The following is a 20,923-nucleotide window of genomic DNA, read 5'->3' as shown; positions in this document are numbered from 1 at the left end:
GTCCCGATAGCTATCGGGAGTAGAGCATAAAACACCAGTGGTTTGGCTCGAAAGCTATTTGCAGAACATGCGAAAATAGCTCAGTTGGTAGAGCATCACCTTGCCAAGGTGGAGGTCGCGGGTTCGAATCCCGTTTTTCGCTCAAAAACGCTGCTTGCAGCGTTTTTTTGTTTCAAGTCCAGGCTTCGGTGTTGGCCCCGATAGGTATCGGGAGGTAGACACTGGGCAAGTTGCTCGAGTGGTGGAACTGGTAGACACGCCGGACTTAAAATCCTGTGGCCTTTTTGGCCGTGCGGGTTCAAGTCCCGCCTCGAGTACAGAAATCCCTTTTAACTTATTGGTTATTAGGGATTTTTTGTTTAAACTAATTAATATCCACCATAAATTTTGAAATCAGCCAAATATCCATTTTTAAATATTATATCGATTGTCCTCAAATCTCCTCGATAAGAATATATTTTGTTTTCTTGACTATCCTCATATGAGTTTGATGGCTTTCCCAATCTTTTCAAAATGAATAAATCAGTAGCTTTCTTTTCGATAGCATCCATCAAATCATATTTGACCATTCTTTCATGGTCAATGAAATAGTTTTTAGAATGTTCATTTTTGAAAATGTCAAGAATCGATTTAATATATTCCTTTTCTTTTCCTTTAGGAAATTCGCCTAAAATGAAAATTGGTTCATATGAAAACATTTTACAAATAATCGTTGTAAACTCAGCTTCTTTATAATCAACAAAACTGGATTTTGTTAGAACCTCTTCAGGAAAATTCTTTTCCTTAACCGAGTTTATTGAATTTCCTTCACCCACATCAAGAAGATTCCCCTGTAAATCATAAAACTTTAATTGGGAATATAAACCTGAACAAAGAAGCAGGAATAAGTACATAACTAATCTTTTCATAATAAATGGATTGCAAGTGTTTAAAATAGATTATACTTTATCGATTTCCTTTATTCAATTCTCATACCGCATCTTATACGACTCCCACTGGTAACCCATTTGTACCCGTCTATAAGCGTAAATGTATTCTCCATCGGTGCGCACGTTGATGATGCCCGGTAATATCTTTTTAAACCTACGCCTCGCCACTGTATTGGAAGCCGATAGGGAAAAATCCAAGTCGCCCAAAGTGGTCGGTTCAATAATGTTGGAAGCCGCCACATGCTCCGCATCCTCATCATCCACAAACAAAGCGGATAAGGCCGTGGAAAACAACAAGGGCTCCTCCCCACGCACCGCTCTTCCGATCGCTCCCAAAAATTTGGCTCTGGGGTGACCATGATCGGGTACTTCACCGGAAGATACCACCGTAACCATCGGGTTCACCGCCTTGAACAGGTCAGGGTCAAACTCATGGCTACCGTGATGGGGCGCCTTGAACACATGCGCATTTACGTTAAGGGCACCATCGGGTTGGGACAATAGGAGTCCACTCCCTTCAATGTTCAGGTCGCCCGAGAAAAAAGTGCGGACATGGTTATAGGACATCCGGAACACCAAGGAATGCCCATTGATGGTATGCGACTTGCCCCCGAACCATTCAAAAGCCCCGTTGGGTTTTAGGATAGGTCCCAAAATCTCCACTCGGATGTCGGGGTCGCCAATGTTCAGGATGCCTGCCGATTTATCCAGCCGATGGTAATTGATGTTATTCACCTTGATGGCATCGATCCATTTTTTAAACGTTCCCTTCAATTGAAACCCGTTCAGGTCGGTGAGGGTGCTATGTTTGGTCACCAATTCACCGTTCACTTCGTTGCCCAATTCGGTATTAAAGCCAGAATCGAACAGCCCAATCCCGTTATGATAGATGTTGCTCACCGTAATCTGCGGATGCTCGATGAGCGGAATGAGGCCTTCCACATGGTCGGCATCGGCATGGCTCAGAAACATATGGTCTATGGTTACCGTATTACCGGGGATGTCCAAGCGGTATTTCCAAATGATGAACCCCAAGGCACGATCACGAAGGCCACCGTCCACCAAGATCTTGGTATCGTTGGGGGTCACCACAAAGGCGGCATCGCCTTGGCCTACGTCTAAAAAGTACATCTCGAGGCTCCTTTTGTTCACCAAGGACGGACTTTTGATCTCCCCGTCCCTGCCTCTATAATTGATCGGGGTGTACCCTGCGGTTGGGGCGTTGCCGGGCAAAAGTTCCACATCGTCCCCATAAATGAGCACATAGCTTTTGCGTTCCCCTTGATCCTGAAAATAAAAGCGTTGGGTCTTGTTCCCCAAGAATTGTATCGCCATACGAAGTTGAATTTTAATAGCGGGGGAACCATTGTTTTAAAAATAAGGAATTTTCCTATACCCTGCCTAGTTTACGCATGATCAAATGGTAAATGAAATTAAAGAAGCCTGTCAATTGCCAAGAAGCTTTCATCAAATGGTTGGCTACATCCATCAATTATAACCTTGCCCGTTCACAGCCCCCACTACCTTAGACTTCCAAACTTTAATATCATGAGACTGAACAAACTACTCGGCCTGTCCGTCCTTTGTATAGGATTGACCCTTACCTCTTGCTCCATTGAAGATGGCAAGGATGGCATTGACGGAATAGATGGATTGGATGGCAAAGATGGGGCCAACGGACAGGATGGGGCTCCTGGAGAAGACGGTGCCCCTGGAGAGACAGGCGCAGCCGGACAAGATGGTGTGGATGGAGAAGATGGAGAAGATGGGGATGGTCTTGCAGAAATGATCCAATACGGTGCCGTAACTTTAAATTTAAGCGGCAATAGGCCTGACGGGGATGCTTTTGAACATGCTACGATTTTTAAGTATACCCCTATAAATGCCTCAAGCTTCCCAAACTACAATATTTTAGAAACAACGCAGAATGGAGATGACATCCAGTACTTCTTTAACTTCCGTCGTTTTTACAGCTCTCCAGACGATACTTACAATACAACTTTTGTAGACTGGGAAGTTACCGTGGACAATCCGGGTCAGGCCAATCAGAATATAATATCGGTTGTACTTGTGATAAACAGGTATGGCGTTATTGGCACAGACAATAAATATTTTGTAATAACCGACACCTATAAAACCGGTGGCGAAGGGGTTTCGGAAATCGTGATTCCAGACATGGCCTTTGATCCAGAAAATGGCAATCACCTTACTTTCTCCTATGAATTCACAGTTGAAGGTGCCAATAACGATTCTGGCAACTTTTTAAATGTATCCGGCACAGTAGACATAAATCTATTTGAACTGATAGCCCCCTAAAAATCTATATAATAACAACTTGATCATGAAAACAATGAAACTTTTTGGCATGTTGACCTTAGTTTTGGGTCTTACTCTAATTTCCTGTTCCGGCGAGGACGGAAAAGATGGTGTCGATGGTATCGACGGCATTAATGGTACCAACGGCACTGACGGCAAAGATGGCACAAACGGAGAAAATGGAACCAATGGAGAAAATGGAACCAATGGTAATGACGGAACCGATGGAATTGGTTTTGATGAGCTTACCGAATACGGATTCATCACCCTTAAAATGGAAGGGAATAGACCAGTGGACAACTTGGCCTTTACTGACTCCACATCTTTCAAGTTCACCCCTGCTGATGGCTTCTACCTTTCGCAATTTAGCTCTGTTGATTCCTATATGGTAGGTGAAGATCAATGGCATGACTTCGTCGTGGCCCGATTTCTGAGTACTCCAGACGATGAATTCCAGGAATCCGCCATGAGTATCAACCTATCCATTGGCAATATCGGTCAAGCGAACCAAGACTTCACTTTTAGTTACGGCATTTCAGATTATGCTGTGGTCGGGAACGACCAAAAGTATTTCATTGTGAGTCATTCTTATGAAAACGACAACCCTTCAGTCTTGGATTTTCAACTTACTGATGTGGTCTATGACGAGGAATCCAACCATTTAACCTTTTCTTTTGATTTTACCGTACAGGGTGATGCAAATGTTACCGGCAACCCCTTACATATTTCAGGGACTGTGGACGCCATTGTTTTGGAGCAAATCATTTAATCAGTAGGATCAACTATCAATATTCAAGAAATGATGGGACTAAACAAATATTTAGGATTGGCAATGGTTATCATGAGTTTGATCGTGATATCCTGCGCTGATGGAGAAGATGGTACGGATGGGACAAATGGTGTAAATGGAGTCAATGGTATCAACGGAACGGACGGTACAAATGGTGAGGATGGGACCAATGGTGAAAATGGGCAAAACGGGGAAGATGGACAAAATGGGGCCAATGGCGTGGGTTATGAGGAATTGGCCAAATATGGTCATATCAATGTGAAAATGGAAGGCAACCGACCTGATGGAGTAGCCTTTCAAGATTCTGTCATCTATAGATATACATCAGTTGAAGGTTCCTACATATCCCAATTCAACAGCATATCAGTTTCAGACAATATCACAACATTTAAGACAATGCGGTTTCTCAGTACTCCCGATAATGCATTCCAAACATCCTACTTTGGATTGGAATTAGAAGTTCTGGATTTAGGTGCGGCATCCCAACAATTTGGGTTTCTTCATATTTACTTTCTTGGCTATACCGTTGTTGGGCAAGATCACAAGTTTTTTTATTTGGATGGAAGTGATTTTATTTTGATCGAAGATGGCATGATTCAAAATTTTGCCTTTGACGATGCCACCAACCATCTTACTTATGACTTTTCGGCAACCTTACCCGCTGAACAAAACACCTCCAACAACATGGTAACCTTTACAGGCACAGTTGATGTGACGGTTCTGGAGGAACTCAATACACCATAATCAATACAATAATGCAACACAAAAAAGGCCGATACTAAAGTATCGGCCCTTTTATTTTATGATCAACATCACCTAGGTGATCAAATTCCCGTTTTCGTCCCATTCGGCTTTTATGCCACGTTTGCTCTGGTCCACACACTTGGCCAACCATTCTTCCTCATAGGCAACACCATGTTGGGCCAAGACATCATCTGGTACCCCGTCCCAAACATTGGGCATGTTACCCTTGTATCCGATCTCCTCAATCCCGATCTTGGTGGTATAAAAACCGGTCATGGTCAAGTTCCTTACCAACGAAAAGAAGTTCACCTCAAAAGGTCTCTCATTTCCTGGAATCTCAGGGTCGTAAAAGGCAATTGGGTCCAAAATGCTCTTTTGCTGTTCCACGGTACAGTCCTTGAACTCTTTGGCGAATTCCGTATTGCACTTGTGGTCCAACCACATCAGCCCGCCACGCAGATCGGGCTGGTAACGTGGATTGTCCTTTGCCATGAACTCAATGAACCCCACCACATCGGCATCACTGGCCGCCTTGAACTCTTCGCTACCCGGTAAAATAAGGTCGCACAAAATGGTCAGGGTGGCCACTTCGTGTGGGTTCAGGAATTCTTCTGCCTGCAATTCGGCAATCAGTTCCTCTTCCAAGGGAACCCTGCCCGGATAGGTTATTTTCGGGGATTCTACCAATTCCTCGGTCTCGGCACTGGGCTTGCACCCATGCAGTGCCAATCCACCGGCAACAGAACCTAATACGATCGATTTTAAACTCTTTCTCCTATCCATCACTTATATGTTTTGTTGTTTCAACTGGTCAACGATATACTCGGAGGCCCGCATGGAAAGGGCCAAAATGGTCCATGTACAGTTCTTGTCCGCCTGCGAAACGAATGGTCCTGCATCTACCACAAATACGTTGTCCACATCGTGCAACTGTTGGTATTTGTTGGTCACCGAAGTCTTGGGATCGTCACCCATTCGGGTGGTGCCCACTTCGTGGATGATGTTCCCTGGGTTATGAAGGCCGTAATTGGTATCCTTGCCCGGTTTCTTACCCAATGGCTCGCCACCCATGTTGATCAGGATCTCCTCAAAGGTATCCTGCATGTGCTTGGCCTGGTTGATCTCGTACTGCGACCACTTGTAATGGAAACGCAATACCGGGATACCGAATTCATCCACGGTGGTCGGGTCGATCTCGCAGTAGTTTTCCTTTCTCGCAATGGATTCCCCACGACCGGCCATACCTACCACGGCCCCGTAATATTTCTTGGCATCACTTCTCAGCACATCACCATAACCTCCCACCTTGGTGCCGAAGAATTGGTTGAACTCGTTTGCATTGAATCCGAAGCCGTAGCTTGGCATGCCCATACCGCCCCATACCTCAATATGGTAACCCCGTGGGAAATCCAGTTTGGAATTGTCGCCCCACCAAGGGGAGTACACGTGCATTCCACCTACCCCATCCTCGTTGTAGGATACTTTTCGGTTCATCAAATCTGGGATAAAACCAGCGCGGTCAGCCCCAGTGGAATCGTGGAGGTATTTCCCAACCACATCACTGCTGTTCCCCAATCCGTTGGGGTGCTGCTTGCTTTTGGAATTCAATAGGATCCTAGCGGAACTACAGGCAGAGGCACCAAGTACCACTACTTTCCCCTTCAATTTGTATTCTTTTCTATCTTCCTTGTTGATGTAGGACACCCCTGTTGCCTTTCCTTCGGCATCTGTGGTAACTTCACGAACCATGCAGTTCACAAAAAGATCCACCTGACCACCATTCTTTTGGGCAGGGAATATCAAACAGGTCCCAGCGGAGAAATCGGCGTACACCTGACAGGCACGGTTACACTGTCCGCAATAAAAACAAACGCCGCGGTAATCGTTCAGCTTTTTGGTCAACATGGAAAGCCTTGATGGATATACCGGAATGTTGCTCTTTCTTGCTCCCTTGATGTAGAACAACTCGTGCAACCTTGGTTTTGGTGGTGGCAAGAAGAAACCATCGGGATCGTTCGGAAGTCCTTCATTGGTTCCGAAAACCCCGATCAATTTGTCCACCTTATCATAGTATGGTTTAATATCGTCATAGCTGATGGGCCAGTTATCACCGTGTCCATCCACATCTTTGTGCTTGAAGTCCTTTGGACCGAAACGCAGGGAAATCCTTCCCCAGTGGTTGGTCCTACCCCCAAGCATTCGGGATCGGAACCATTCAAACTGCGTGCCGTCCTTTTGGGTGTAAGGCTCACCTTCAATGTCCCAGCCCCCATAGGCGGCATCAAAATCCCCAAAGGGTCTAAAACGGGTACTGGCACCTCTCCTTGGACTTTCGTAAGGCCATTTCAATTGGGTCTGGTGCTCTGGAAGGGCGGGGTCAAAAAAGGGCCCGGCCTCTACAACGGCGACCTTCAGGCCTGCCTCGGACAGCACCTTGGTGGCCATCCCGCCCCCTGCTCCCGATCCCACGATGATGGCATCGTAAACAGTGGAATTTTCAATAATCTGCATTGGCTAATCTGGTTTTATTTGTAAGTAGTTATTTGATAGCAAGTTAAATGTTTCAGTTTGAAGAAATCAATTTGCAACTCCTCCAAAAACAAGGAACGAAAGAACCTTGTAGGTTTTAAAGATACTTTTAAAATGAACAAAAAAAGAAACCTTCCCTCAATTTTTCATTTAACAAAATTTGAACAAACCCAATGCAGGTGCAACTCGTCAAAATACACGATATTTGAAAATACAGGAATCAAACCAACTTTAAACCTTTATTCCGAAATGGGAAAACATCTTACTCTAATCGCTCTTTTTTTACTGACATTCAATGGTTTAATAGCCCAAAAAGGCAATAATTCAACCCTAAAGATCAAGGACATCATGCAAGGGGATGACTTTGTGGGTCACCTACCCTCTAACCACTATTGGTCCAGCAATGGCAGCACCCTTTATTTTGACTGGAACCCTGATGGTGCCATGGCCGATTCGCTATTTGCGTATTCCATCAGTAAAAAGGAAACCAACAAGATGGGTTTTTTGACAGCAAATGCATTACCGTCTTCCAGACTAAACTACAACAAACAAAAGACCAAGGCCCTATATGCCAAAAATGGTGATATTTTCCTGTTGGATGTGGCCACCTACAAATCCACTCCCATCACCAAAACCCAGGAAAGGGAAAACAGTCCCCATTTCACCAACAATGGAAAGGCGATTGCCTATACCAAAGACGATGAGCTTTATGTTTGGGACATGGCAACCGGAACCACAGAGCAAATGACCCATTTTGTAAAGGCGAAGGACAAAGAAGAAAAACGGGATTCGAAGGATGAATTTCTGTACCAAGACCAATTGGGCCTTTTTGATGTGTTGAGCGAACGAAAAGCCAAAAAAGATGCCGGTGAGGCCATCAACAAAAAATTAGAGGCACTCGAACCTTTGGTACTTGAAACAGGAAGCAAATCAGTTATGGGTCTAGAAATAGCCCCATCCGGGAAGTATATCACTTACGTTTTGGTGGACAGACCCAAGACCAAAGGGACCATTGTACCCCATTACGTAACCGAATCGGGTTATACCGAAGACCAAAATACCCGCTCCAAAGTTGGGGACGAACCTACCAAATATGAAATGTTCGTGTATAATTTGGCCAAACGGGAAAGTTACGCGGTGACCTTGGACAATTTGGAGGGACTGGATTATGTGCCAGAATACACCAAGGATTATCCAGACAAGGCCTATAATAATGAAAACCGAATCGGTTTCATCAATGGACCCACATGGAACTCCGATGGCACCAAGGCTATTTTGGACATTCAAGCCAACGATTACAAAGACCGATGGATCGTTCTTCTCGACCCAGAAACGGGCAAAGTGGAACAATTGGACCGCCAACACGATGAGGCCTGGATTGCTGGGCCTGGCATTGGCGGATGGGGAGGCGGTTCCCTAGGCTGGATGCCCAATGACAAAGAATTTTGGTTCATGTCCGAAAAAACGGGATATGCCCATTTGTATAGCATGGACATCAATTCCAAGAAAGCAAAGGCTTTGACTTCCGGGGAGTTTGAAGTTTATGACCCCTTTATTTCCAAGGATGAAACCCGATGGTATTTTGGTTCCAACAAAACCCATCCCGGGGACCGACAGTTTTATTCCATGCCTTTAAAAGGCGGCAAATGGGAACAGTTGACAAACATGGTCGGTAGTAACGATGTGGCGCTTTCTCCTGATGAAAAACAGATGGCCATTCTGTATTCCTATTCCAACAAACCCACGGAACTGTACCTACAGCAAAACCCTTTGTATGCCAAAACAGAAACTAAGGCCGTACAATTGACCCATTCCAGTACCAAGGAATTTGAGGCATACAATTGGAAGGACCCTGAAATCATCACCTTCAAGGCAGAGGATGGAGCTGAAGTGTATGCTAGGCTATATCAACCTGAATCATCCGTAAAGAATAAAGCAGCTGTTATCTTTGTGCATGGAGCAGGTTATCTTCAAAATGCCCACAAATGGTGGAGTTCCTATTTTAGGGAATATATGTTCCACAACCTTTTGGTGGACAATGGGTATACCGTATTGGATATCGATTACCGAGGAAGTGCGGGCTATGGCCGTGATTGGCGTACCGGAATCTACCGCCATATGGGCGGAAAAGATCTTTCCGATCAAGTGGATGGCGCTAAAATGCTGATGGACAAATACGGTATTGATTCGGACAAAATTGGAATTTACGGAGGATCTTATGGCGGATTCATCACGTTGATGGGCATGTTCAATGCCCCTGAAATTTTTAGTGCAGGTGGGGCCATACGTTCCGTTGGAGACTGGGCCGCCTACAACCATGGCTATACGGCCCGTATTTTGAACACTCCTGCAACGGATAGTTTGGCTTACAGAAAAAGCTCTCCCATCTATTTTGCGGATGGTTTGAAAGGAAAACTGTTGATCCTTCACGGCATGGTGGATGACAATGTTCATTTTCAGGATATGGTAAGACTCTCCCAACGCTTGATCGAACTTGGCAAGGAAAATTGGGAAATGGCCCTTTACCCCGTGGAGCGACATGGCTTTGTGGAACCCAGCAGCTGGACCGACGAATACACGCGGATTTTCAATCTATTTCAAGAAGCACTTCTGGATAAAAAATAATTCCGTCGACAAGGATAGCTGCTTCTGGAATTTGAACAAAAAAACATATCTTCCCGCTTGAAAATTAACAAACAAGCGGGATGAAAGCGTTAATAAAAGCACTCGGCCCTGGCCTACTTTTTGCCAGTATGGCCATTGGTACTTCACATTTGGTACTCTCCACCAAGGCAGGCGCACAATATGGTTGGATCATGGTCATCCCGATCCTTTTGGCCAATCTGTTCAAATATCCCTTTTTTGAGTTCGGAATACGATATACCACTGTTACCGAAAAAAGTTTGATCCAAGGGTACCTGAACATGGGCAAGACCTATTTGTGGATCTATGCTTTTGTGACGCTCATCAGCACCTTTACCATTTTGGCCGCGCTCTACGTGGTCACCGCTGGGTTGTTCATGAACCTGTTCCATATCACCAGCATGAGTGCCGGGACCATTTCATTGGGATTGTTCATTTTCATCAGCTTGCTATTGATTGTTGGGAAGTACCGCTTTTTGGAAGAATCGTTGAAAGCTGTTATCACTATTCTATTTGTTGCCTTATTGATCACCACAATCATGGTGTTGCAAAAGGGAACTGTTCCCGGTTCTGAAACCTATCAACGTCCTGAAATTTTCAACAGTGCCGGCATACTTTTCCTTATCGGTTTGGTGGGATGGATGCCTACCGCAGTAGAAGCTTCGGGGTGGGTAAGCATGTGGGGAATGGAGAACTTGAAGACCATGAAAAACAAACCTACCTTGAAGATTGCTATCCAAGAATTCAATGTTGGCTACATTTTAACAGCACTATTGGCCGTATTTTTCATGATTATCGGTTGGATGACCCTTTATGGCACTGGAACCGAATTGAGCGGTAATTCCGTGGTCTTCGCGGACCAGTTGGTGAACCTTTTTACTACCCATATTGGCAATTGGGCCTACTTTTTCATTGCCGTAGCGGCATTCGCCACCATGTTCAGTACCTGCATGACGGCCCATGATGCCATCTCAAGGGTAAGTGTGGACATCCTTCAAAAATTATATCCCAAACAATCCCTTTTTCAAAACAAAAATGCTTTTGCCGTAACGGTAATAGCAATGACCTTGATCAACTGGATGGTGATTACCCTGTTCAGTGCCAACATGGGCAATCTGGTAGCTTTGGCCACTTTTGTATCCTTTGTTTTGGCCCCTTTATTGGGTTGGATGAACTTAAAAACGGTGATGGGCAAAGACATTCCTTTGGAATACAGACCCAAACTGGGACTACGGATCCTTACCTATACCGGTATGGTGTTCCTTTCCCTTTTTGCGCTCTACTATTGTTGGGTATTATTGGTTTGATCTAATCGAAAAGGACATTATCGTTAAGCACAACCACCAACGATCGTTGGTTTTGTTTATGTAAGGTTTCGATACAGAACACCCCATTGGTACAGTTGTTCAATATTTTATCCTCCCCATAACCGATGGAATACAAAATACTGGTAGCAGGCACACCTTTGCTCACCAAATACCGCTTAATGGCATCGGAACGACCTTGGGTCAGTGTAAAATTGGTACTGCTACCTCCCCTACTATCGGTATAGGTCTCTATTCGAAGCTGGGCACTTGGAAAAGCCTTTATGAACGACACGACCTTGTCCAATTGCGCATCGATTTCAGGAGTGAGTTGGATAGCACTGTTGGCAAAATAAAACTTTTCCAGCTTCACCACCTTTTGACCTTCTTTTTCCTCAACCAAATCATCATACAATGACAGTTCAATATTGTAGGCATCACTGCCGGCCAGTCCTTGTAAATCTTCTTCGGCAAACCGTTTTTTGAAAGTGGAATATCTGTCTGCAGTACTTTCTAGAACCAAGGTATTGGTCCATGGAATTTCCATACGATAGTTCCCTTCCTCATCGGAATAAGTTTCGGACAACAACTGACCATTGGCATCCTTAAGTCGCACTACGGCTTTGGCAACAGCTTCACCACGACCATAGGGTTTTACCACCTTTCCCTTGAAGGTAATCGTCTTCAAGCCTGGTTTTTCATCCACTTTAAATCCGTAGATATCATCTTTGCCCTTTCCTCCTGTTCGGTTTGAAGCAAAATAGCCCAACAGCCCTTCGCCCTCATTTCGGATCACAAAGCCAAAATCATCAAATTCGGTATTGATGCCATTTCCCAAGTTGATGGGTATCCCGAAACCATCCTTTTCGATGTTCGCCTTGTAAATATCCATCCCGCCGAGTCCGTAAAAAACATCAGAGGCAAAATAGAAGCTGTCCTCAAAAATATAAGGGGCGATCTCGTTCCCCGGAGAGTTGATTCTTGGCCCTAAATTGATAGGAGCCGACATGACCTGACCATTTGTGGTATATACAAAATAGATATCGGTACCTCCATAACCATCTTCAAAATCCGCAGCAAAATAGAGCTTACCGCTGGCATCATCATAAAATGGGTAGTAGAAGGAAGTGCTCAAATCTTTCAACAACAACTGAAATGCTCCCCCAATGGTTTGCATTCCGATAGACAAAGCATTTTTTCCATTGTCATCAAAGGTCATTTCCCCATTTTGGGTATTGGAAAGCACATAGAACACGCTGTTCAATTTGTTGGAATAAAAGGGCGTGGCCTTATGAAAATTGGAACTGGCCACCTGTTCAAAAGGTTGAATGGCGGTAATCTGACCATCGGGCTGCAAAGTAGACCCATACAAATTGAAATACCCCTCATTACCTGGATCATACTTCACCTTTTTGTTCTGTTGTCTTCCGCTGGAAAAGAGAAGCATACCCTTATAAAAAGCTGGTGCAAAATCGGTTTGTGGACTATTGCCTTCCAAATTGAATATTTCATAGTCCAATCCTGTATTGGCCGATTCACTTTGCAACATTTGGTTGTTGAAATCCATGTTCTCCATCAGTTCCTTTGGAAAATCGTTGGACATGGTTGCCAAAAAGGCTGTTTTACGCTCCTTGTCAGTTGTTTTGGAAAAGCTCTGGAGCATTTTATTGTAATGGTGCCCATCCATTAGGGTATCCCGCTTATAAAGATCGAGATACGCCTCAGAGGCTTTCTCAAAATTATTCGTCTGGAAATAGGCATCTGCCAGGTTCAAAAATTGTTTGGGTGTCAACGTACCATTGGCCAATTGCTCTTCATAGGCATTGACGGCCTTTTGGTATTCGTATTGAAAAAAGAACAGATCCCCTTTGGACTTTTTGGTTTGCGCAACACAAAACACCATGCCCAACATGAACATGAAAAGTACCGACCCTATTTTTTTTATTGGAACCATCTTAGAAAAATCTTGGGGAATCAATCTGTTTGCCTTTGTTTTTAGAATCCTTGTTATTGCTTTTCGTTTTGTTACCAGTACCAAATCCACCTCTACCTATATAGAATTTTAAAATGGCCTCATGGGAGCCACCACTGTATTCGCCAAGTCCGTTAATGGCGTAATCATAGGAATACCCAATGAACATGCCATTGGAAATCTGGAAGCCCGCCAGACCACTCACCGCGTTGTCAAATCGGTAGGAGGCCCCAATGGTCAGGGCATCAATAAACTGAAAATTGGCCGACAGGTTTACCGTTACCGGAGCTCCTTGTAAATAGTTGACTAAAAAAGCGGGTTTAAACTTGGTGCGGTCCCCCAATTGGAATACATATCCTCCAATGGCATTGAACTGCATATTATCTTCCACAATTGTGGAAACCTCATCATTATACAAGGTACTGGTCAAAAAGTTGGGAACGGACAATCCCAGATACCAATCCTCTTCATGGTAGAGAAACAATCCTGCCCCAACAGTCGGATAAAAATTGCTGTACTTATCCCCTAGCAATGATGGATCCGAGGGATCTTCAAAAGAGCCTTTGGAATAATCAATGTTCAATGAAGAGCCGCCAGCATTCAACCCAAAGGATAGTTTGGTGTCATTGGAAAGTTGTATCTGATAGGAATAGGCCACATCAAAATAGGTTTGGGTAGATGGACCCAATTGATCACTTATGATGTTTACCCCCAATCCCATTTTTTCATTTTTAAAGGGAATGTTGGCCCCAGCTCGAATGGTGGTCGGAGCCCCTTCGATATCCACCCATTGTGCCCTATATAGCCCTATGATCTCTGGACTTTCCACAGTGCCCACATAAGCAGGGTTAAAGCTCCCGATGTTGTACATATACTGGGTGTATTGTGGCTCTTTTTGGGCATGGAGCAAACCAACACCCAACAAAAGCATCAAAAGCGTAATCCTATATATCGATAAACCGAATTTCTTTGGCATTTCTTAATCTCTAATGATTTGTATCCACCCTTTCACTACATCCGTGCCATCTCCTCCGCGATCCAGAATATAAAAATAGGTTCCCTTGGGCAAATCCCCATTTTTCCCCGTTCCGTCCCATGAACTGTCATATCCATCCATCTGGAAGACACTGTTTCCATAGCGATCGAACACTTCAAAGGTATTGTTTGGATATAGGTCATCATCTACCAAGGTCAAGGTATCGTTGATTCCATCACCATTGGGTGAAAAGATGGTACAAATGGTACCGGGATCCTTACATTGGCTTTCGTTCACTTGTACCGAAACAGATGACGTATTATTGGCCGCAACTCCGTCATTCGGGAAACTGGCGGAAAGGGTCGCCGTATTTTGCAATTGACCCGCAGTAACCACGGTCACCGTAATGCGCAACGTAACGGCTTCCTCCGCAGTCATTTCATCAATGGTCCATTCCCCGGTTTCGGGATCATAAGTTCCTTTGGAGGCGTTGTGCGAAATATAGTTGAATCCTGAAGCCAGTAGATCATTCACCACAATGTCCAAAACCCGATTCATGGTCAGGTTTTCCAGCGTGATGGTAAAATTGATCTCCGTATTCAACAACACTTCATCCCTATCCACCTCTTTGGTGATGGCCAAATCGATATCTTGAGGATTACAATCAGGCGTTAGGAAAGGATCACAGGCATCCAAGGGGTCCGTGGCATTTTGTGGAACGGCAGTGGTGTTCGGATCATCAATGACCAAAACTTCCTCCCCATCCGTCAATCCATCGCCATCGGTATCAGGATTGTTCGAATCGGTACCCAAGGTGATTTCTTCGGTATCCAACAGTCCATCACCGTCCGTATCAACCATACAATCGCTGACCGTTATGGTAACTTGCACCGAAGCATTTGTACAAGGCGCTGTGGCCCCAGTTGTAGTATATTCAAAAACGTAGTTGCCATCTGGCAAACCGGCAAAATCAACGGTATTGCCCGAACCGATCACCAACACTCCACTGGAAGGATCCGTGATCAAGGCCCAGGTTCCAGCATCGGCACCGGTTAGGGTATTATCCAGATCAATCACATTGGGTCCGCCGTTACCCTGAACATTACAGGCTATAGTATTGGTTGGGGTACCTGCGGATTGAGAATCGTTTACTACTGCGATTACTTCCACCCTCTCGGATACACAACCGTTTGCAGAAGCAGCCACATAATACGAGGTTGTTTCACTTAAATTGTTGATGACAAAAGTGCTACCAGTTCCAAGGGGGGTGCCTCCGGTAGGTACATCATACCAGCGGTAGGTTATGGTGCTTTCGTCCTCTACCGTTGCCGAAGCGGTCAACGTTGCCGTACCTTGTCCACAAACAGGATCTCCTGCATCAGTGCTATTGATCACTGGGGTAAAGTTTCGCACCAAGGTCAGGTCCATAGTTGGACTAGCGCAATTGTTCACTTCATCAAAAAAGAAACCGTAATAGGTTCCTGGGCCTTCCACAAAGCTGCCAATATGGGCATCGACCACCAAAGGGTCGGAGTCCACACTCCAAGTAAGAACAGTTCCTGCAGGTGTTGGGTTGGTCACATAATCATTCAAATCCACTGCGATGACATCGCAAAACTCCAAATTGGCGCTTTGACCTGGAGCTTCACTGCCTGCATCACAAGGAATGGAACAATCATTCACGGTAACCGTTACGTTCACACTTTGGTTTACGCATGGCGTTGCCGCATTGTTAGTGGTATAGGTAAATACATAGCTGCCCGTAGGCTGCCCGTTAAAGTTCACGATGTTAAATCCATCGATGGAAATGGAAGAACCGGTAACCGGGGTGGTCAAAGACCAAACCCCAGGGTCGTTCCCAGAGATCCGATCATCCAAATCCACTATACTGTTTCCGTCTGCAGAATTGTTACAGACCCCAACACCAGTTGTTGTCCCTGCATTGGGTAATTCGTTCACCGTTAAAACAATCTCCAAAGTAGGACTGGCACAATCGTTTACCGCATCATAGTAAAAGCCGTAATACGTACCTGCTGCCGTTACCACACTAGAAGCCAAATAATTGGCAGAAACACTGGTATTGGAGTTAGTGCTCCATCGCAACACGGTTCCGGCTGGTGGGGTACTGCTCACATAGTCATTCAAATCTTGGTTAAAATCCACCAGGTTTTCCACACAGAATTCGGTTGGAATGCCGCTTTGTACAGGTGTACCGGAGCCAGCAAAACAAGTTTCCTTGCTAACGCTGTCAGTTGCAGGAGTGCCGGTACCATTCGTATTGGTCAAGGTGACGGATAGGGTTATCGTTCCATTTACCAATCCACTTAGGTCAATACCACTAATCTGCTGGTTGGCCGATGATATCGTTCCAGAACCTGTAACATTGGTTCCTCCCCCATTACTACTGAAGGTATACTGATATGTTGCATTTACCTCAGCACCGGCAAAAGTAAAACTTACGGCATTTTCATTGGTTTCATCTATGGGATCTTGGTTGATGTTAACCGTATACCCGGAAGGTATTGTGGTAAGTTTTATGGCCGTATCTGTTGTTGGATTACCTTCGGTGCCCAAAACATTTGAAACGGTAACGGTCAACGTTATCAGACCATCTGGCAAGCCACTTAAATTTATATTGGAGACAGTTCTGTTTTGGGTAAGAACGGCTCCAGTGCCTGTAACGGTTGCCACATTTCCATCTCCACTACTGGTGAATGTATAATCGAAAGTTGTTAGAAAAGTTGGTGCGTTGGCAAAAGTAAAACTTACGTTGTTCTGGTTTGTCGAATTGATCGGGTCATTGTTGATGATAACCGTGTAGCCAGCAGGTTGCACATCATCTTCACTGATAATGGTCACGGTATCATTATTTGGGGCACCAACGGTATACCCTGCACCCGCAGCCAATGTTACCACAACTGTTTCATCCAATTCTGTAAGCGGGTCATCAATTGGGGTCACAATAATAGAAGCATTGTTCTGGCCATTTGGAATTGCAACACTGCCCGAAAGGGTGTTGTAATCACTGCCAGGAGTGGCATCCCCGCCCACTGTGTAACCTACCACAATATTAGAACCCGTGTTGTTCACTGCATTGAGACTCACGGTAAATGATCCAGGTGTTGTTCCAAGTTCTTCAGCAGTATTATCCGAAGCAGTTATAGTGGCAATAGGAATATCATCACTACTTATGGTAACCGTATCGCTAGCAGGCGCACCGACCGTGTAGCCCGTGTCCGCGGTAAGTGTTACAATCACCGTCTCATCCCCTTCCACGGTTGTATCATTCACAGGGGTCACTGTAATCGTCGCGTTCTGCTGCCCATTGGCGATATCCACACTGCCCAATAGGGCCGTGTAATCGGTAGTGGCCGTTGCCGAACCGCCCACCGTATAGTTCACCGTTATCGGCCCGCCGGTATTGTTGGCAACATCCAGGCTCACCGTGAAGGTGCCTGTCGTGGGACCCGCCTCCGTGGCCGTGTTGTCATTTGCCGTTATCGTGGCAACAGGGTCCGGTGCGACATCGTCACTGCTTATGGTTACCGTATCGCTCGCAGGTGCCCCGACCGTGTAGCCCGTTCCGGTGTCAAGTGTCACGATCACCGTCTCGTCGCCCTCCACGTCCGTATCGTCGACAGGAGTCAGGGTAATCGTCGCTGTCTGCTGTCCGTCAGGGATGTTCACGCTGCCAGCAAGGGCCACGTAGTCGCTGCCGGAGACCGCCGTGCCAGTGACCGTGTAGGCCACCGTTATCGCGGAGCCAGTGGCGTTCACCACATCCAGACTGACCGTATATTCACCCGTGTCAAGGGGATTTTCCGAGGCCGAATTGTCATTTGCCGTTATCGTGGCGACAGGGTCAGGTGCAACGTCCTCGCTGCTTATGGTTACCGTATCGCTCGCAGGTGCCCCGACCGTGTAGCCCGTTCCGGTGTCAAGTGTCACGATCACCGTCTCGTCGCCCTCCACGTCCGTATCGTCGACAGGGGTAACCGTGATCGTCGCGGTCTGCTGCCCGTCAGGGATGTTCACGCTGCCAGCAAGGGCCACGTAGTCGCTGCCGGAGACCGCCGTGCCCGTGACCGTGTAGGCCACCGTTATCGCAGAGCCAGTGGCGTTCACCACATCCAGACTGACCGTATATTCACCCGTGTCAAGGGGATTTTCCGAGGCCGAATTGTCATTTGCCGTTATCGTGGCGACAGGGTCAGGTGCAACGTCCTCGCTGCTTATGGTTACCGTATCGCTCGCAGGTGCCCCGACCGTGTAGCCCGTTCCGGTGTCAAGTGTCACGATCACCGTCTCGTCGCCCTCCACGTCCGTATCGTCGACAGGGGTAACCGTGATCGTCGCGGTCTGCTGCCCGTCAGGGATGTTCACGCTGCCAGCAAGGGCCACGTAGTCGCTGCCGGAGACCGCCGTGCCCGTGACCGTGTAGGCCACCGTTATCGCGGAGCCAGTGGCGTTCACCACATCCAGACTGACCGTATATTCGCCCGTGTCAAGGGGATTTTCCGAGGCCGAATTGTCATTTGCCGTTATCGTGGCGACAAATGTATCATCATTGGTAATGGTAACCGTTGCTTGATCAGAAATATTCACAGAAAAAATAGTCCCCTGAAGATTATCCATTGTAATGGTCAAATCTTCATCCGTTTCGACAGTAGAATCTGATGTGGGAATCACATCAAAAGTTTGAACTTCTCCGCTAGTTCCTATAAAAGTTAAAGTTTGACTTACTATTTGTGTGTAATCATTATTAGCTATTGTGGCAGAGCCGTCAACAGTATTTACATCTACCGTAAAACCTCCTACAACATCAATATCCAAGGTAACAGAAACAGTAATGGCACCCCCATCCTCGACACCACTAGCATCTGCGATTGTCAGAGTTTGTCCATAACCAATAGTGCTAAAAACCAATAAAAGCAAACACAGGATTCCACCTCGGCACAAAGGGGCCGAAGGCATATTTGAGGTAGTTTTAAACAAGGTCAGCATCACCTAAATCAATCAGTTTCAGTTACGTTCTTAATGCCACGATAGGTTGGTGATTTGGGAGCTACCAATATTACGAAAAAGCAGGGAGTCCCCACTAGCAATTAGTTTAAATCTCTATTTAATCGGATAAACTGTTTGGGTGTATTTACGAAATTATGGCAGAGCTGGTTTCGGCTTCTGGACTGATTTTTTTCACCAATCCCTGCAATACCTTACCAGGACCCACTTCAACAAAGTTGGATGCCCCGTCTTTCACCATTTGTTGCACGCTTTGTGTCCATTTTACGGGTGCGGTCAATTGCAGGATTAGGTTCTTTTTGATTTCGTTGGCATCGGAAACGGCCGTGGTGGTCACGTTTTGGTAAATGGCACAACTGGGCACACTGAACTGGGTGGCTTCAATAGCAGCAGCCAATTCCTCTCTTGCCGGTTCCATCAACGGGGAATGGAAAGCTCCACCAACAGGCAACAAAAGGGCCCTTTTGGCACCGGCTTCCTTCAATTTTTCACAGGCTGCATTTACGGCATCCACCTCACCGGAGATGACCAACTGACCCGGACAATTGTAGTTTGCTGGCACTACAATACCTTCGATTTCTGCACAAATTTGTTCCACGATGGCATCATCCAATCCCAAAACGGCCGCCATGGTACTTGGTTTGATCTCGCAAGCTTTCTGCATGGCCAAAGCCCGTTGGGAAACCAATTTCAGCCCATCCTCAAAATTCAAGGTGCCATTGGCCACCAAGGCAGAGAATTCACCCAAGGAATGCCCGGCCACCATATCAGGTTTGAAGGTGTCGCCAAGCACCTTGCTCAAGATCACAGAATGCAAAAAGATGGCAGGTTGGGTCACTTTGGTCTGCTTCAAATCCTCGGCAGTGCCCTCGAACATGATATCGGTGATGGAAAAGCCCAGAATCTCATTGGCTTTTTCAAATAATTCCTGTGCTACCGAATGGTTCTCGTACAGGTCCAATCCCATACCTACAAATTGCGCTCCTTGCCCTGGAAAAATATATGCGTTCATCTTAGTCAGTTTTGTTGAGTGGGACAAAAATAGGGATAATTTGGAGGATTGGATTGTTGGATTTTTAGATTGTTGGATTAATAGATTTTTGGACTGTTGGACTCTTTTATGGTCAGATATATTATTCCTCCTTGAACCAACTGGAATATTTTACATAATTGTTTGCAATTCTATCAATTTCCCCTGAGCTGAGCTCCGGACTGATATCCTTGATTTTTTTGGCAGGCATTCCGGCATAAATACTGTTAGCTTCCACATGGGTTCCTTTGGTGACCACGGCACCAGCCGCGATGATGGAATTGCTCTCCACCACACAATCGTCCATAATGATGCTTCCCATGCCCACCAACACATTGTCCTTAATGGTACACCCGTGTACGATGGCATTATGCCCAATGGATACATTGTTCCCGATGGTTGTCGGTGATTTTAGATAGGTACAATGGATCACGGCCCCATCCTGAACGTTCACTTTATTACCCATTTTTATAAAATGGACATCGCCACGTACCACCGCATTGAACCATACGCTACACTGATCGCCCATGGTGACTTCCCCCACAATGGTAGCGTTTTCGGCTATAAAACAATCTTTTCCCATTACTGGGGATTTGCCTCTTACGGATTTGATGATCATAATTCGTTTGTTTGATTTTGCAAAATTACATCTTGCGAAGACATCTCGA

The 20,923-nt window shown here is 45.7% G+C and carries 14 protein-coding genes and 2 tRNA genes; 7 read left to right on the top strand and 9 right to left on the bottom strand.

Annotated features, from left to right (window positions below; translation table 11 throughout):
• Positions 1-69: 69 nt before the first annotated feature.
• Both LKX84_RS10180 and LKX84_RS10175 read left to right on the top strand, forming a co-directional pair.
• Positions 70-142 (top strand) — tRNA-Gly (locus LKX84_RS10180).
• 90 nt (positions 143-232) lie between these two features.
• Positions 233-317 (top strand) — tRNA-Leu (locus LKX84_RS10175).
• Positions 318-368: 51 nt separating this feature from the next.
• Here the strand turns inward: LKX84_RS10175 and LKX84_RS10170 are convergent.
• Together LKX84_RS10170 and LKX84_RS10165 are read right to left on the bottom strand one after the other, a co-directional pair.
• Complete coding sequence (locus tag LKX84_RS10170; protein WP_228237060.1) at positions 369-908, bottom strand: hypothetical protein; 540 nt, start codon at positions 906-908, stop codon at positions 369-371.
• A gap of 54 nt (positions 909-962) precedes the next feature.
• A complete protein-coding gene (locus tag LKX84_RS10165) occupies positions 963-2,264 on the bottom strand; it encodes a ComEC/Rec2 family competence protein (protein WP_228237059.1) in 1,302 nt (433 codons plus the stop codon).
• 213 nt (positions 2,265-2,477) lie between these two features.
• Here LKX84_RS10165 and LKX84_RS10160 point away from each other — a divergent pair, with 213 nt between their 5' ends.
• The 3 genes from LKX84_RS10160 to LKX84_RS10150 are packed head-to-tail and all read left to right on the top strand — an operon-like array spanning position 2,478 to position 4,779.
• Complete coding sequence (locus tag LKX84_RS10160; RefSeq protein WP_228237058.1) at positions 2,478-3,245, top strand: collagen-like protein; 768 nt, start codon at positions 2,478-2,480, stop codon at positions 3,243-3,245.
• Between the two features lie 25 nt (positions 3,246-3,270).
• Positions 3,271-4,014 (top strand): hypothetical protein, encoded by a 744-nt coding sequence (locus tag LKX84_RS10155; protein ID WP_228237057.1) that lies wholly within the window; start codon positions 3,271-3,273, stop codon positions 4,012-4,014.
• A 30-nt stretch (positions 4,015-4,044) separates the two neighbouring features.
• Complete coding sequence (locus tag LKX84_RS10150) at positions 4,045-4,779, top strand: hypothetical protein (RefSeq protein WP_228237056.1); 735 nt, start codon at positions 4,045-4,047, stop codon at positions 4,777-4,779.
• 72 nt (positions 4,780-4,851) lie between these two features.
• On the opposite strand, the gene LKX84_RS10145 is transcribed toward LKX84_RS10150, so the two are convergent.
• Entirely contained in the window at positions 4,852-5,562 is a 711-nt protein-coding gene (locus tag LKX84_RS10145; protein WP_228237055.1) for a gluconate 2-dehydrogenase subunit 3 family protein, read from the bottom strand.
• A gap of 3 nt (positions 5,563-5,565) precedes the next feature.
• The gene (locus LKX84_RS10140; RefSeq protein WP_228237054.1) at positions 5,566-7,290 is read right to left on the bottom strand and encodes a GMC family oxidoreductase; all 1,725 of its coding nucleotides are present in this window, start codon (positions 7,288-7,290) and stop codon (positions 5,566-5,568) included.
• Between the two features lie 267 nt (positions 7,291-7,557).
• Here LKX84_RS10140 and LKX84_RS10135 point away from each other — a divergent pair, with 267 nt between their 5' ends.
• Together LKX84_RS10135 and LKX84_RS10130 are read left to right on the top strand one after the other, a co-directional pair.
• Positions 7,558-9,933, top strand: a complete 2,376-nt coding sequence (locus LKX84_RS10135) for a S9 family peptidase (RefSeq protein WP_228237053.1) — start codon at positions 7,558-7,560, stop codon at positions 9,931-9,933.
• Positions 9,934-10,013: 80 nt separating this feature from the next.
• Positions 10,014-11,258: an NRAMP family divalent metal transporter gene (locus tag LKX84_RS10130; RefSeq protein WP_228237052.1), complete on the top strand. Its 1,245-nt coding sequence runs from the start codon at positions 10,014-10,016 to the stop codon at positions 11,256-11,258.
• Position 11,259: 1 nt separating this feature from the next.
• Here the strand turns inward: LKX84_RS10130 and LKX84_RS10125 are convergent, their stop codons facing one another.
• The 5 genes from LKX84_RS10125 to LKX84_RS10105 all read right to left on the bottom strand — a co-directional run bounded on the left by LKX84_RS10125 (position 11,260) and on the right by LKX84_RS10105 (position 20,874).
• Entirely contained in the window at positions 11,260-13,209 is a 1,950-nt protein-coding gene (locus LKX84_RS10125) for an OmpA family protein (protein WP_228237051.1), read from the bottom strand.
• A 1-nt stretch (position 13,210) separates the two neighbouring features.
• Positions 13,211-14,203 carry a type IX secretion system membrane protein PorP/SprF gene (locus LKX84_RS10120; RefSeq protein WP_228237050.1) on the bottom strand — a complete coding sequence of 331 codons (993 nt, stop codon included), beginning with the start codon at positions 14,201-14,203 and terminating at the stop codon, positions 13,211-13,213.
• A gap of 3 nt (positions 14,204-14,206) precedes the next feature.
• On the bottom strand, positions 14,207-19,177 hold the full coding sequence (locus LKX84_RS10115; protein ID WP_228237049.1) for a Calx-beta domain-containing protein: 4,971 nt from the start codon (positions 19,175-19,177) through the stop codon (positions 14,207-14,209).
• Between the two features lie 175 nt (positions 19,178-19,352).
• Positions 19,353-20,237, bottom strand: a complete 885-nt coding sequence (gene fabD, locus LKX84_RS10110) for an ACP S-malonyltransferase (protein WP_228237048.1) — start codon at positions 20,235-20,237, stop codon at positions 19,353-19,355.
• A gap of 121 nt (positions 20,238-20,358) precedes the next feature.
• On the bottom strand, positions 20,359-20,874 hold the full coding sequence (locus tag LKX84_RS10105) for a gamma carbonic anhydrase family protein (protein WP_228237047.1): 516 nt from the start codon (positions 20,872-20,874) through the stop codon (positions 20,359-20,361).
• Positions 20,875-20,923: the final 49 nt, after the last annotated feature.

It is taken from the genome of Allomuricauda sp. M10, assembly GCF_020782875.1.
In the GTDB taxonomy this organism is placed as follows: Bacteria; Bacteroidota; Bacteroidia; order Flavobacteriales; family Flavobacteriaceae; genus Flagellimonas.
Note: the sequence above shows the minus strand (reverse complement) of the source record. Positions and strands in the feature narration are given on the sequence as shown.